Raw genomic sequence first — 14,084 nt, 5'->3', positions numbered from 1 at the left:
CTTGAAACCTAAAGCTTCAAACAATCTAAAATCTAAAATCAACAATCTAAAATTAAAAGTTATGAGTTATTTAGAAATAAAAAATTTAGAAATATCATTCCCAACGCCAAAAGGGAAATACATTGCAGTTAGCGACATTAATTTGTCTATTAAAAAAGGAGAAATTATTTCGATTATCGGACATTCCGGTTGTGGAAAATCGACTATTATGAATGCCATTGGAGGAATGCTAACCCCAACCGCGGGAACTGTGGAATTAGCGAATCAGAAAATAAAAGGGCCAGGACCGGATCGCGGAATCGTTTTTCAGAATTATTCGCTTTTGCCGTGGCTAACCGTTGAGGAAAATATTTTTCAGGCTGTTGATTCGGTAATGAATTGTTCTAAAAAGGAGAAACATGAAATTGTGATCCAGAACCTTAAAATGGTGAATCTTTTCGAGCATAAAGACAAATTGCCGGGACAGCTTTCGGGCGGAATGAAACAGCGTGTCGCCATTGCGAGAGCATTTGCCATAAATCCGGGAGTATTGCTTTTAGACGAGCCTTTTGGTGCTTTGGATGCCCTGACTAAAGGTTCTATGCAACTGGAAGTTTTAAAATTATGGAACTTAAATAACCGCGAAAAAACCATCGTTATGATTACGCATGACATCGAAGAAGCGTTGTTTTTATCAGATAGAATTGTAGTTCTGAATAACGGCCCTGCGTCAACAATCAAGGAAATTGTAGAAGTACACCTTCCAAGACCAAGAAACAAAATCGAAATCGTAAAAATGCCCGAGTATATTGCCTTAAGAGATAAATTATTGCATTTATTGACAGATAAATTCTCTATTGAAGATATGGGGATGGTGTATAAAAATTAATGACACTTTTTATGGAGCTATAAGCTATATTGGAGACGCACAACATTGCGTCTCCAATATATTATTTTATTTTTTTTCCATTATCATAAAAATTGGTTATCATCCCGTTCTTTTTTGATAAGCATAATTCCTTTCCATTTTTCTTTCCTTCTTTATATTCACAACTATATGTTATTTTATTTTCTGAATAATATTCTTCTAATATTTTTTTTCCATTTTCATCAAAAGAAATAGTTGAATCTACGCTTCCGTCAAAATCTAAGCGATCTTGTCTTTTCTTTTTAAAGAATTCATGATCATAATAATAGGATTTTCTACAAGGGATGCCTTTACTGCTTTTGTTATAATATTCCGTTGAAAGTATTATAAAACCATCTTTGAAATCTCGTTTTGCTAGTAATATATTGTTAGTCCATCTCCGAATTTCTACCGATCCTGTAAAAATCGAATCATTTATGTTTTTATAAACTTTACCTTCTTTTACATATATATCTTTCGGAGTTAGCGCAGTATTTTCTTGTGAGAAACTTTGAAGGCTTAAAAAAATTAGAAAAAAGAACACTATTTTATAAGGCATAGAGTTAATTTATGAATGTTTGTTTGGTTTTTTATCGGTAAACTTATTTCTGTCCGAGGAGCTAGCCTATTTATAAATTGAAATTAACTATTAGTGGTTTATGATCACTATGATCTTTCCAGTCTGGATAATTTCCGACTTCAACACTTTCTAACATTGATATAAAATCGGATGAAGCAAAACAATAATCAATATGATAAGGTTTATTTTCGTGTCGATACATATATAAAGTTGGATGTTCTTCTTTTCCTTGTATCTGATTAAAATATAAATGATAAGCACTAAATATTTTCTTAGTCTCTAATTTATTTACCACTGTAGAATGATTCCCTTCTCTTCGTGGTTTATCCCAAATAGTATTGCTGTTAAAATCTCCAATTAAAATAGTTTTGTTTTCCTTAATTAATCCTTCATAATAATTTATTGCTTTCCAAACTTGGGTTACATACTGTCCGTCCTTATCTTGAGGATTATTTGCCCAAATCGCAAATAAAGTAAAATCTATTTTTCCGCCCGTAACAGCTATTGGCATACGTTTTTGAAAATTGGATTATGGCAGTCCAGTAATTCAAATCGGTAATCGCTGTATGAGAAAACACCAAGTCCTTTGTTTTGATTTGTACCATACCACAGAATATCTGTTGGGAATTTAGTTTCCTTGGCAAATTTCAATTTTTCCGGATTTTCACATTCAGGAATCACAACAATATCAGGATTAAAGGTCAAAATAAATTCAGCCTTTTTTCTGAATACCATATTACAATTCCATGTTATAATTTTCATTTATATTTTAATTTCTAATCCCAAATATACCCATTAAAAACACAAAAAAGAGCTTCCGAAATCAATCAAAAGCTCTTTTTTAAATTTAAAAAACTGTAGAATTAATCTTTAATTCCAATTTTAAAACCTTTAATATACTCCAAAGGCTTTTTTCCATCATAAAGCATATTATCAATAAATTCGGTAGTTGGAGGTTTGTAACCATCCGTTACAGGAATTTCGGCATTCGTCAAAAAACCTTCTTCCAGTAATAATTTGGCGGCGGTATTCCAAATTTCAGGTTTATAGATCTCTTTGATTTTAGTATGATACCACTCGTTTGTTTTGGGCTCTGTAATTTGCCCCCAACGTTTCATTTGCGTTAAAAACCAAATACCATCAGAATAATAAGGATATGTCGCATTGTATCTAAAAAAGACATTAAAATCAGGAACAGATCTTACATCTCCTTTTTCAAATTCAAATGTTCCCAACATAGAATTATCTATTACCCTCTTTTCTCCGTCAACATAAGCTGATTTTGACAAAATACGGGTTGCTTCTTTTCTATTAGCCGGATCATCCAGCCATTTTCCTGCTTTAATCAGGGCTTTTGTAATAGCAATGGTCGTATTTGGATATTTTTCGACAAATTCCTTTGTCATAACAAAAACCTTCTCGGGATGATTTTTCCAAATTTCTTTACTTGTTATAATGGGTACTCCAATACCCTGATCAACCGCTTGCTGATTCCAGGGCTCTCCTACACAATACGCATTTATAGTTCCTGCAACCAATGTTTCCGGCATTTGAGGTGGTGCCGTTATATTTAATAACACATCCCCGCCAGTTGTGCCTTTACTTCCCTGAATATTACTGTTACTGTAAAACCCCGGGTTAATCCCTCCGGCAGCAAGCCAATAACGCAACTGATAATTATGATTGGAATAAGCTGCAACTACTCCAATTACAAAAGGTTTATTTATTTTTTTGTAGCGATTCAAAGCTGGCATCAAAGCATTTGCAGGGATTGGGTGTACAGGTCTTCCATATTCCTGTGGAATACTATCTACAATTTTTGACCAGACATCTTTAGATACTGTAATGGCATTGCCATTCAAATCCATAGAAAAAGTAGTTATCAAAGCACCCTGACGTCCACAACCAGTTGCCGCAGCAATAGGCTGACCGGCCAGCATCTGTGCACCATCTATTTGCTGATCAAGGACTTTGTCTAAAATATCTCTCCAGTTAGCCTGTACTTCCAGTTTTACATTTAAGCCTTCAGCTTCAAAAAAACCAAGATGTTTTGCAATAGCCAAAGGAGCCATATCGGTAAGTTTTATGAATCCAATTGTTACATTTGGCTTCTCAAGAACTAATCTTTTTGTTGTTGGAGGGTCTGTTATTTTGGCTTTAAAATAAGTCTCATTTGAATTTTTATCTTTAAAACTAAAAATAATAAAAAACATTATAAAAAGCAGGGGCAATCTAAGTAGTGGTGATTTCATACTGACTGATTTTTAGGTTATCTAATTAAATTGGGATTTTACTTACTCAAAAAAAAATAAGGAATGGCAAAGCATTCCTTTTAAAAGAATATTTGCATTCAAAAAAGGATAGTGACTGTTAACGTATATTTTTATAAAAAAGAGCTTTTGATTAATTTCAAAAGCTCTTTTTAGTAGAGAGAAATTAGAACAGTTTCGCTTTCGCTGAAATTAATTAACTAAAAAAATTAAAAATCTAAAACTTATTGTCTGTCGATTACTTTTGATAAAACTGGTTGTTTTTCATTCATGATTTTGGTAATCGTGTAATGCATCCAAACTAAACAAACAATAGAGAATACCAAAATGAAAATCCATGAACTAGACCAGATTCCGGTTGCCGTTAATAAGTAACCAAAGATAATTGGCCCGAAGAAACCTCCCAAACCACCTATCATTCCAACCATTCCACCTACTACTCCAACTTCTGTCGGGAAATATTCTGGAATATGTTTATACACGGCTGCTTTTCCAATTCCCCATGAAATTCCAATTAAAATCACCAATACTAAAAACACCCACATGTTGGCATCAAACTTAATCACGGTAATTCCTTTGGCAAGCAATTCTTTTTTCTTCACCGTTTGGTTTTGTTGCACAACGACTTGTTGCCAGGAAGTGCTGGTTGGGAAAATAGTACTCTCAGCTATGGATTCCTTTTTTTGGGCTACGGCAAAATCTGTATCTCCTATTTTAATATTTTGATCAGATACAGCGGTGATAGTTCCTTTTTTAGTAGCTAAAACTCCTGGTCCTGTAGTTATAATTTCCATTTTCGGGATCATCAATAAAGCACTCAAAACTACAGATGAACTCAACACCCAGTACATTACTTTTCTGGCTCCAAACTTATCAGACAGATATCCTCCAAAAGCACGAATCACGCCTGATGGCAAACTAAACATAGTCGCAAATAATCCACCCATTACTAAACTTGTTTGATATACATTCATGAAATTAGGTAACAACCATTGCGAATACGCTACGAAACATCCAAAAACTAAAAAGTAATATGCTCCAAAACGCCAAACACGGGCCGATTTTAAAGACCCTAACATTTGAGAAACTGTTTTGCTATTATTCTCTATTTTTTTATTTTTGGCAAAGATTAAAAAGGCAACTCCAATAATAACCAACGCAACAGCATAAATAACAGGAAGTATTTTCCAGCCATTTTGCGGATCTTCTATAGAAAAATGATTTAGTAATGAAGGTGCCAAAAAAGTAGTAATGGCAGCTCCGGCATTCCCCATTCCGAAAATTCCTAAAGCACGACCCTGCCATTCTTTTGGATACCAAATCGAGGTATACCCAATTCCAACAGCGAAACTTGTCCCTACCATCCCGAACAAAAAGCTTAATAGCGCGAACATGAAAAAACTATCCGCAAAAGGCAATAAAAATAATGGAATAGAACAAAGCAACAGCAATAATGAAAACACATATTTTCCACCAAACTTATCCGTAAGTATACCAATTGGCAAACGCATAATGGATCCTGTGAGAATTGGAATTCCAAGTAACCACCCTATTTCAACAACGCTCCAATTAAAGATACCATTGTCTACTAAAAAAGTTACCAAAACACCATTTAAGGTCCAACAGGCAAAACACACTGTAAAAGCCAATGTATTTAAAAATAAAATTTTATGCGATTGTGTTAGTGAGTTTGTATTTTCCATAGTACTTATATTTTTTTGGTAAAAATAAGTACTAAAACTTAGTAAAAACCTGCTTTTTCGCAGGTTTAGTAAAATAATTAAGTATTTTTACTTAGTTATTTATAGCAATGAATATTCGGTAGCTTTGTTTGAAAGTTCCATTAAGTTCTTCACTTTCAGCTTTTTCATTAAATTGAAACGATGTACCTCTGCTGTACGCTTGCTTATTTCAAGAGCTTCTGCGATTTCTTTATTTCCTTTTCCGGATAATAAAAGCGTCAATATTTCTTTTTCTCTTTTGGTAATCATCATTTCTTCACCTAAATTTTGCTTAGGTTCTGATGAAATAGTAGAATTGGTAAGCTGACTAATTAATATGGAAGAAATATCACCGCTGAAATATTTTCCGCCATTGGCAACAGTGTGTAATGCTTTCAGGAATTCATCTTTGCTTGAGCCTTTCAGTAAATAACCGTCTGCTCCTGCTTTTATAGATTTAAGTACGTATTCTTCCGACTCATGCATAGAGAGCATGATGATTTTTACATCGTTATTGTCGCGTCTAAGTTTTTCTACTACTTCGATACCGGTTAAATTCGGCATACGAATATCTACTATAAGTAAATCTGGCTTATTCGCAGCAACCACATCAAGTGCATCTGCACCATCAATTGCTTCCCCTACAACCTCAATATTTGCTTCATTTTCCAGTAAAGATTTGATGCCATCTCTTACAAATACATGATCATCAGCCAGAACTACTCGAATAATATCACTCATGTTTTACTTAATTTTGATTCTGAAATTTTACGTATATTCATCTATAAGGAATGGCTAAGATACGTAATTCTTTAAAATAAAAATGTGTCAATTAGAAAATGTGTCAATTAGAAAATGTGTCAATTAGAAAATTATTCTCTATTTTGACACATTTTCCAATTGACTTATTCTTAAATCGGAATATTAAACGTTATCCTCGTTCCTTCACCTGGAATCGAATTGAAGAAAACGCGTCCGTTTATATACTGGATCCTTTCTCTCATAAACAACAATCCCATTCCTGATTCGCTGTTTCGTTTTTTATCAACCGATGCCATATCAAAACCTTTACCATTATCATCAACTATAATACTCAATAAGGTTTCACTGTGCGAAAGCTGCACAATAATATGAGATGACTGAGCATATTTGATTGCATTATTAATCGCTTCCTGTGTCAGTCTATAAATATTAATTTCTATTAAAGAATCCAGTCGCTGGTCAAAATCGGTTTTATTGTAGAACAAAATTTCTTTTCCTGTTAGTTTAGAAAGTTCCTGTGTCAGTTTTGCTATCGACGAAACTATTCCGTGATCACTTAATTCCGGAGGCATTAAATTGAAAGTAGCTGTTCGGACTCCTTTTATAATATCAAGTGATAACTTTTTCAGGTATTCTATTTTCTGGGCCGATTTTTCTTTATCATCAAGATTAATGCTTTCCAGACTAAATTTCAATCCTGTCAGCATCTGCCCTATTCCATCATGAATTTCTTTAGCAATTCGGTTTTGTTCGTTTTCCTGATTTTCAACAATTTTACTCGAAATAATTTTTTGCTGATTAATTTTTTCGGTACTATTTTCAATATTCAGACGCTCAACTTCACGTTGCGCTTTTTTACGTTCAGTAATATTAAAACAAACAATTAAAAGTTCCAATTCATCTTTTTTGATCATCACAGGAACCATTGATAAATCCAGCCAAATGGTCTGATTTTCTTTATTGATGATTTTGATTTCACCCTGCCAGCCACCTCGCTGTTTCTCAAAAATAACACGGTCAAAGTTGATTTGTTCTTTTTCGTCGGTTGTTAAAACCTGGGCGAATCTTTTATTAGATGAAAACCTGGTGTAGTTTAATAGTTTTGCAAATTTTTCTCCAATATGAATAATCGAGCCATCGGGTGCAATACGGCAATACAGCAACGTATTTTCCATTGCATAATTTAGCGACTTTAGTTCTTTTACCGAATTTTCCTTTATTTCGCTGATAACTTCTGTATCGTAAGCGAGTTTTAAAGCTTTCTTTTGAGAAGATAAAAGCTTTGCAATGAGTTTTTCTATCTTTTTATTGGTAGGTTTAAAAATGAAAAAGAATTCTAAAACCAATACCAGCAGTGTAAATGCGAAAATCCAATATTCTGTTTTGCGTTGTTCCGTTACTTTTTCATGTGCTTCCTTATCGTACTGAGTTACAATTTCATTCATTTTCGAAAGAAAGTATCCTTCGTTTTTTAAAATCTTCTGTACCAGTTTTTGATTATCAGCAGGACTGTTTTTTTGTTCTAGATTTAAAATAAACAAATTCACCGATTCAACAATATTATTGAAGCTCGGTTTTATTTCTTTATATAATTTAGAAAGTGGTTGACTCTTTTCTTTCGGAAAAGCCAAACTATCACTGCCGTTTTCTAAAGCACCCTGATTAGTTATCCAAAGTGACAGAACATTACGAAGATGGGCAATTTCTTTTTTTTGAGAAGTATCCGAAACAAAATTTAAGATCAAAACTTCCTTCGTAATTCTTTGGCTCAACATTCTTTGCTTTCCGGAGATATTGATAATTTTCGAATCGCTTAATTGCTGCTTTAAGTTATACTGAATTAAAAGCTGGCTTAACATAATGGTTATAGCAATAGTCCAGAGTGCAAAAAGATACAATCGCCGTAAATTTTTGAATGTAATTTTGTCTGCAACTTCCTGATTGCTTTTTTTCATAAAAAAATCAGATTATAATTCCAAAGACGCTTTTATCAAATTTAAATTTTCTTCGGAATAATTGATTTTTAAAGCTTCCTGATGCCCTTTTTCAGACATTTTATCCCAGGTTTTTCTGATGATATTTTTAAGTTTTTCATCATCATGTTTTTCAACAAAAGGCTCCAGGTAGTAATCCAGGAATACCAGGCAAATTACATCTTCAAGTAATTGTGTTTCGGCATCTTTTTTAAGTAATTTTTTCTCAATTAAGAAAGAAACCCTGTTTATAAAAGTTGGGTCGTATCCTGCCTTTTCTAAAATTTCAGCCGTAGTTTTAGCATGAAACTTTTTTAAATCTTCTCTCCATCTCAAATAGCCAACACGGTCCATTGGGTAGGATTCGCGTGCTACTTTCCATCGGCAAATATGTTGTGCCTTTGAAGCAATCTGAACCTCCTCAGAAGCTTCCGGACAAAACTGCATCAGTTTTTCGTACATCCTGTTGGAGTACAATAACTCTTTTGGATACTCAGTATTCTGATCTGTTTCTGTGTTTGGATCCTGAGCATTTTCAGCATCAATCCATTCACTTGCTTTCTGGAAAGGTGTATTCATTTTTATTGAAAATATATTTTCAAATATACATAATTAATCTAAAAAGCCAACGAATACTTCATCTTCGACTATCTTAACAGGATATGTAGCGATTTTTAGATCGTCTCCATTCAGGTTCGAACCGTCAACCAACGAAAACGTTTTTTTGTGCATTGGGCAGGCAATTTTAGGAATATCATCTGCAGACCCGGTCATCCCTCTTGACAACACCATTTCCATCTTATGTGGGCAAGCATTTTGGCAAGCATACCATTCATTACGACGGGCAAAATTAAAAACAGCAATCTGTTTGTTCTTGTATTTGATGCACCCTCCACGGTTGGTAGGAAAATCACTCACATTACCAGCTTTGAACCATATTTTAGCCTCACTTGAATGCACTGTTTCGTATTGATTTAAAATTTCTTCCATTGGGTTGTATTTTTTAATCTGTGTTCTTATCCCTCCCTTTACAATCAAGAGAGTTTGATGGCGCAGTAAAAAAGAGGGTAAGAGGACAGCAAACGTTTATTATTTAATTGATTGGTTACGACCAGGCTTTTGGCATTTTTTGATCCCTTAACGGAACAAAAGCAACGTTATCATCTTTTTCATCCGAGTTAACGAAGTGACTGAAACGTTTTAGCAATCTTGGTTTTTCAAGAACTTGTTTCCACTCACATTCAAAAGTATTCACCAAAGTTTGCATTTCAGCTTCTAATGTTTCACAAAGACCTAAACTGTCTTCAATAATTACTTCTTTTAAATAATCCAAACCTCCGTCCAGTTTTTCCAGCCATGTAGATGTTCTGATTAGCGGACCAGCCGTACGGATATAGTACATTAAAAAGCGGTCCATATATTTGATAACCGTTTCTTTATTAATTTGTTCAGCCAATAAAACAGCATGTTTCGGGTTAGCTCCACCATTTCCGCAGATGTATAAATTCCAGCCGCCTTCTACTGCAATCAAACCAAAATCTTTTCCACGGGCTTCAGCACATTCACGAATACAGGCCGAAACCCCTCCTTTTAATTTATGTGGAGAACGAATTCCTTTATATCTGTTTTCTAGTTCGATAGCAAATCCGGCACTATCATCCATTCCATAACGACACCATGCATTTCCAACACAGCTTTTTACAGCCCGAAGTGACTTTCCGTAAGCGTGACCGCTTTCGAAACCATTATCAATTAATATTTTCCAGATTTTTGGAAGATCATTCAAATGTGCGCCAAACAAGTCAACACGCTGAGCACCGGTAATTTTGGTATACAAATCAAATTGTTTCGCCACTTCTCCAATCACGATTAATTTCTCCGCAGTAATTTCTCCACCGGCAACTCTTGGCACAACAGAATAGGTTCCGTTTCTTTGAATATTGGCCAAAAATCGATCATTTGTGTCCTGAGTGGTAACGTGTTTATTAGCCGTATCATTGTAAATACTGGAGAAAATCGAAGCAATAACGGGTTTACAAACTTCGCAACCATCGCCTTTTCCGTGATGATCGATTACATCATAAAAATTCTCGTATTTATTGATTTTTACCAAATCGAATAATTCCTGACGTGTATAGCTAAAATGCTCGCAAATAACATCTTTTACTTCTTTTCCTAGCGATTTTTGAGTAGCTTTTACTAAATCAGAAACCATTGGCTTACAACCTCCGCAACCTGAAGTTGCTTTTGTGTGTTTTACAACATCAGAAAAGCTTGAGCAGGTTTCATCTAAAAGTGAACAGCAAATTGCCCCTTTGGTTACATTTTCGCAGGAACAAATTACGGCAGTATCCGGCAAATCCATTACACTGCCCATGCTTGAACCTTCAGAACCATCTCTTGACCCTAAAATTAAATCTTCAGGATTTTTTGGCAAAGCCATAGCATTGCTGAAAATTTGAAAAAGTGAATTATAATCACTTGAATCACCTACTAAAATTCCGCCCAATAAGGTTTTAGAATCTTTTGTAACATTGATTCTTTTGTAAATTCCGGATAATTTGTTTTCGTAAATAATGGCGGTTACTTCATCATTTTCAATAAACGGGTCGCCAAAACTCGCAACTTCAACACCAATTAACTTCAATTGTGTCGACATATCAATGGTTTCTCTCATGGTTTTAGAACCATTTAAGATTTGCTCTGCAGCCACATCGGCCATTTCGTAACCAGGAGCCACAAGACCATAAATATTTTGATTATACAACGCCACTTCCCCAATAGCAAAAATAGAAGGATCTGATGTTTGCATCTGATTATTTACCACAACACCGCCACGCAAACCAACTTCAAGTCCTGAAACCCTTGCCAGTTCATCACGAGGTTTAATTCCGGCAGATATAACCAACATATCAACTTTTAACAATTCATCATCGGCAAACATCATTCCCGTTATACACTCTTTTCCATCAATATACTGCGTTGCTTTATTAAGATGAATACCAATATTAAGCTCTTCAATTTTAGACTGCAGCATATCACTCGCCCCTTTATCCAATTGTCTTGGCATCAAACGCGGAGCAAACTCTACAACATGCGGGTTCAATCCTAAGTCACGAACTGCTTTTGCAGCCTCAAGACCCAATAAACCTCCACCTAAAACAGCTGCTTCACTGGCTCCTTTTTGTTTTATTTTTTTGGCATAAGCCATAATCGCATCTAAATCTTCAATCGTACGATACACAAATACGCCTTCTTTTTCTACTCCGTCAATTGGAGGAACAAAAGCAGATGAACCTGTAGCCAATACTAAGTAGTCATACTTATGTGTTTTTTCTAAATGCGTATGGATTGTTTTCTCTTCTCTGTTAATATCAGTAATTAATTCCGAAGTATTTAAAGTAATACCATTTTCTAAGTACCATTCAGTTGTTGACAAAGACAAATCATCAGCTGTTTTCCCTCCAAAGTATTCACTTAGGTGAACACGATCATATGCTCGTCTTGGCTCTTCACCAAATACGGTAATCTGATACTTTTCATGTCCTGATTTTGCAACAAATTTTTCACAAAATTTATAACCAACCATGCCGTTTCCAACTACTATTACTTTAATCATAATTTCTTCAATTAAGTATTACTACGCAAATATAAGTATTTATACTTATACAAAAAACACTTATTACTTAATTTTTTTATTAATTAGAATTTTTCTAAATACGTATTTTATCGTAATCCCTTTAAGTAAATACCTTTTCTGGTTTTCAGTTTTTAGAATCCACACTTTCGACTGTATTATTTTTCTTAAATTTGCAACTACATTGTTATTTTATTTTGAGATTAATTCTGTTTTCAAAAACAACAATTTAAAAGTACTGCTCATGAAAAAGTATTTAATTTTAACCATAACCCTCTCTATTTTATACAGTTGCAAAACACTTTCACCCAAAACTTCAGAAACAAAAGAAACTAAAAAAGAGAGCGTAAGTGAAAGCAAACCAGAAGAAGATGATATTACTTTGTATTTTAAAGCAACAGGAAACGAGCCGTTTTGGGAACTTAAAATAGGAAAGGAAAAAATTGTTTTTACCTCATTGACAGAAGGAAAGGAACACCTTAGTTTCTCATCAGTTGAACCTGTCAGGGCAATGGATGCAAATATAAAAACATATAAAGTAAGCAATACGACATCGAGCGCTGCAATTTCTATACAGCAAGTTGACTGCCAGGATTCTATGTCCGGAATTATCTTGTCTTATAAAGTTTCAGTTGAAATTAAAAACAATTCAGATGCTGATTTTATAAAGATGGAAGGTTGTGGAAAATATATCACTGATTATCGCCTGCACGACATTTGGGTTTTAGAAAAATTAAACGGTTACAGCGTTTTTATTACTGATTTCCAAAAAGAACTACCCAGAATAGAAGTCCATGCTGAGGAAAATAAATTTATGGGATTTGGAGGCTGCAATTCGATCAGTGGAAGGATATTTTATGAAAAAGACCTGCTCCGCTTCACGAACATCATTTCAACTTTAATGGCCTGCACCAAAAATAATAAAGAAGATGAATTTATAAAAACACTTCAAAGCGCGACTACATATTCTATTAAAGACAACCGATTATTACTTTCAAATCCTTCAGGAAAGCTTTTAGTTTTTAAGAAAGTAGACTAATTTTAAAACACAAAACCCAAATTATCAATGTAATTTGGGTTTTAATATCATTTAAAAATTTAAATTATCTATTTAAAAATTCTAAAACAGAATCGGTAATAAATTTAATTTGTTCATCATCGAGTTCTGTATGCATTGGCAACGCAATTACTTCTTTTACCAGTTGATTCGTAACAGGAAACTGTTCTTCTTTATAACGGGAATCCAAATATGCTTTTTGTGAATGCAACGGAATTGGATAATAAATAGCACACGGAATTCCTTTATCCAACAAATGCTGCATCAAAGCATTTCTGTCAGCATTAATAATTCGCAATACATACTGATGAAAAACATGATCATTTTCATTAGCATCAAATTCAGGTGTAATAATGTTTTTATTTCCTGAAAAAGCCGAATTATATTTAGTTGCTGCTAAACGACGTGCTGCATTATATTCATCCAATAATGGCAATTTTGCATTTAAAACCCCTGCCTGAATACTATCCAAACGCGAATTTACCCCAACTACATCATGATGGTAACGTTCATACATACCGTGATTTACAATTCCGCGTATAATGTGTGCTAATTTATCATCATTGGTAAAAATCGCCCCGCCATCACCATAACAACCTAAATTTTTAGACGGAAAGAATGAAGTTGCCGCAACTTGTCCAATCACTCCCACTTTACTTTTTTTTCCTGATTTAGAAATATAATCTGCACCAATAGCTTGTGCATTATCTTCAATAACATATAAATTATGCTCAGCAGCAATTTCCATAATCGCATCCATATTGGCGGCACGGCCAAATAAATGAACAGGAACAATCGCTTTAGTTTTTGGTGTGATTGCTTTTTTAATCGCTTCGATATCAATATTCATATTATTCATATCAACATCAACCAAAACCGGTGTTAATTGCAATAAAGCAATAACTTCTACAGTAGCCGCAAAAGTAAAATCAGCCGTAATTACCTCGTCACCCGGTTTTAAATCTAATCCCATCATGGCAATCTGTAACGCATCAGTTCCGTTTGCACACGGAATAACGTGTTTTATCCCCAAATAATCTTCGAGATTTTTTTGAAACTGATGAACCAGTGGCCCATTTATATAAGTATTTGTATCTAAAACTTCCTGAATAGAAGTATCAACTGCAGCTTTTATTTTCTCGTATTGACTTTTTAAGTCAACCATTTGAATTTTTTTCATTTACTTTCTTATTTAAAT

The 14,084-nt window shown here is 34.1% G+C and carries 13 protein-coding genes; 2 read left to right on the top strand and 11 right to left on the bottom strand.

All coding sequences use genetic code 11. The annotated features are described in order from the left end of the window. Positions 1 to 61: 61 nt before the first annotated feature. Entirely contained in the window at positions 62 to 868 is an 807-nt protein-coding gene (locus J2W48_RS05865; RefSeq protein WP_310279336.1) for an ABC transporter ATP-binding protein, read from the top strand. Positions 869 to 929: 61 nt separating this feature from the next. Here the strand turns inward: J2W48_RS05865 and J2W48_RS05860 are convergent, their stop codons facing one another. From J2W48_RS05860 to nirB, 10 genes are all read right to left on the bottom strand, one after another. After that, positions 930 to 1,445, bottom strand: coding sequence for a hypothetical protein (locus J2W48_RS05860; protein ID WP_310279334.1), 516 nt, complete (start codon positions 1,443 to 1,445; stop codon positions 930 to 932). A 70-nt stretch (positions 1,446 to 1,515) separates the two neighbouring features. Next, on the bottom strand, positions 1,516 to 1,977 hold the full coding sequence (locus tag J2W48_RS05855; RefSeq protein ID WP_310279332.1) for a hypothetical protein: 462 nt from the start codon (positions 1,975 to 1,977) through the stop codon (positions 1,516 to 1,518). Beyond that, positions 1,968 to 2,228, bottom strand: a complete 261-nt coding sequence (locus J2W48_RS05850; protein ID WP_310279330.1) for a hypothetical protein — start codon at positions 2,226 to 2,228, stop codon at positions 1,968 to 1,970. The genes J2W48_RS05855 and J2W48_RS05850 overlap by 10 nt, the downstream gene beginning before the upstream one ends. 101 nt (positions 2,229 to 2,329) lie before the next feature. After that, positions 2,330 to 3,718 (bottom strand): CmpA/NrtA family ABC transporter substrate-binding protein, encoded by a 1,389-nt coding sequence (locus J2W48_RS05845; protein ID WP_310279328.1) that lies wholly within the window; start codon positions 3,716 to 3,718, stop codon positions 2,330 to 2,332. Between the two features lie 242 nt (positions 3,719 to 3,960). Then, on the bottom strand, positions 3,961 to 5,439 hold the full coding sequence (locus J2W48_RS05840) for an MFS transporter (RefSeq protein ID WP_310279326.1): 1,479 nt from the start codon (positions 5,437 to 5,439) through the stop codon (positions 3,961 to 3,963). Positions 5,440 to 5,538: 99 nt separating this feature from the next. Beyond that, the gene (locus J2W48_RS05835; RefSeq protein ID WP_310279323.1) at positions 5,539 to 6,198 is read right to left on the bottom strand and encodes a response regulator; all 660 of its coding nucleotides are present in this window, start codon (positions 6,196 to 6,198) and stop codon (positions 5,539 to 5,541) included. 170 nt (positions 6,199 to 6,368) lie between these two features. After that, positions 6,369 to 8,174: a sensor histidine kinase gene (locus J2W48_RS05830; RefSeq protein ID WP_310279321.1), complete on the bottom strand. Its 1,806-nt coding sequence runs from the start codon at positions 8,172 to 8,174 to the stop codon at positions 6,369 to 6,371. A gap of 12 nt (positions 8,175 to 8,186) precedes the next feature. Then, positions 8,187 to 8,771, bottom strand: a complete 585-nt coding sequence (locus tag J2W48_RS05825) for a DUF4202 domain-containing protein (protein WP_310279319.1) — start codon at positions 8,769 to 8,771, stop codon at positions 8,187 to 8,189. A gap of 33 nt (positions 8,772 to 8,804) precedes the next feature. Next, complete coding sequence (nirD, locus tag J2W48_RS05820) at positions 8,805 to 9,182, bottom strand: nitrite reductase small subunit NirD (protein ID WP_310279828.1); 378 nt, start codon at positions 9,180 to 9,182, stop codon at positions 8,805 to 8,807. Between the two features lie 115 nt (positions 9,183 to 9,297). Beyond that, a complete protein-coding gene (gene nirB, locus J2W48_RS05815) occupies positions 9,298 to 11,811 on the bottom strand; it encodes a nitrite reductase large subunit NirB (RefSeq protein WP_310279317.1) in 2,514 nt (837 codons plus the stop codon). 262 nt (positions 11,812 to 12,073) lie between these two features. Here nirB and J2W48_RS05810 point away from each other — a divergent pair, with 262 nt between their 5' ends. Further along, entirely contained in the window at positions 12,074 to 12,868 is a 795-nt protein-coding gene (locus J2W48_RS05810; protein ID WP_310279315.1) for an META domain-containing protein, read from the top strand. Positions 12,869 to 12,932: 64 nt separating this feature from the next. Here the strand turns inward: J2W48_RS05810 and J2W48_RS05805 are convergent, their stop codons facing one another. Further along, positions 12,933 to 14,066: a DegT/DnrJ/EryC1/StrS family aminotransferase gene (locus tag J2W48_RS05805; RefSeq protein ID WP_310279313.1), complete on the bottom strand. Its 1,134-nt coding sequence runs from the start codon at positions 14,064 to 14,066 to the stop codon at positions 12,933 to 12,935. Between the last annotated feature and the right edge of the window lie 18 nt (positions 14,067 to 14,084).

It is taken from the genome of Flavobacterium piscis (assembly GCF_031457575.1).
GTDB classification, from domain to species: Bacteria; Bacteroidota; Bacteroidia; order Flavobacteriales; family Flavobacteriaceae; genus Flavobacterium; species Flavobacterium piscis_A.
The sequence above is the reverse complement of the archived record's forward strand: the minus strand, read 5'-3'. Positions and strand labels throughout refer to the sequence as shown.

Excerpts from the sequence above, each read along its gene's own strand:
- J2W48_RS05865 (WP_310279336.1), top strand. The coding sequence starts at position 62 with ATGAGTTATTTAGAAATAAAAAATTTAGAAATATCATTCCCAACGCCA.
- J2W48_RS05860 (WP_310279334.1), bottom strand. The coding sequence starts at position 1,445 with ATGCCTTATAAAATAGTGTTCTTTTTTCTAATTTTTTTAAGCCTTCAA.
- J2W48_RS05855 (WP_310279332.1), bottom strand. The coding sequence starts at position 1,977 with ATGCCAATAGCTGTTACGGGCGGAAAAATAGATTTTACTTTATTTGCG.
- J2W48_RS05850 (WP_310279330.1), bottom strand. The coding sequence starts at position 2,228 with ATGAAAATTATAACATGGAATTGTAATATGGTATTCAGAAAAAAGGCT.
- J2W48_RS05845 (WP_310279328.1), bottom strand. The coding sequence starts at position 3,718 with ATGAAATCACCACTACTTAGATTGCCCCTGCTTTTTATAATGTTTTTT.
- J2W48_RS05840 (WP_310279326.1), bottom strand. The coding sequence starts at position 5,439 with ATGGAAAATACAAACTCACTAACACAATCGCATAAAATTTTATTTTTA.
- J2W48_RS05835 (WP_310279323.1), bottom strand. The coding sequence starts at position 6,198 with ATGAGTGATATTATTCGAGTAGTTCTGGCTGATGATCATGTATTTGTA.
- J2W48_RS05830 (WP_310279321.1), bottom strand. The coding sequence starts at position 8,174 with ATGAAAAAAAGCAATCAGGAAGTTGCAGACAAAATTACATTCAAAAAT.
- J2W48_RS05825 (WP_310279319.1), bottom strand. The coding sequence starts at position 8,771 with ATGAATACACCTTTCCAGAAAGCAAGTGAATGGATTGATGCTGAAAAT.
- nirD (WP_310279828.1), bottom strand. The coding sequence starts at position 9,182 with ATGGAAGAAATTTTAAATCAATACGAAACAGTGCATTCAAGTGAGGCT.
- nirB (WP_310279317.1), bottom strand. The coding sequence starts at position 11,811 with ATGATTAAAGTAATAGTAGTTGGAAACGGCATGGTTGGTTATAAATTT.
- J2W48_RS05810 (WP_310279315.1), top strand. The coding sequence starts at position 12,074 with ATGAAAAAGTATTTAATTTTAACCATAACCCTCTCTATTTTATACAGT.
- J2W48_RS05805 (WP_310279313.1), bottom strand. The coding sequence starts at position 14,066 with ATGAAAAAAATTCAAATGGTTGACTTAAAAAGTCAATACGAGAAAATA.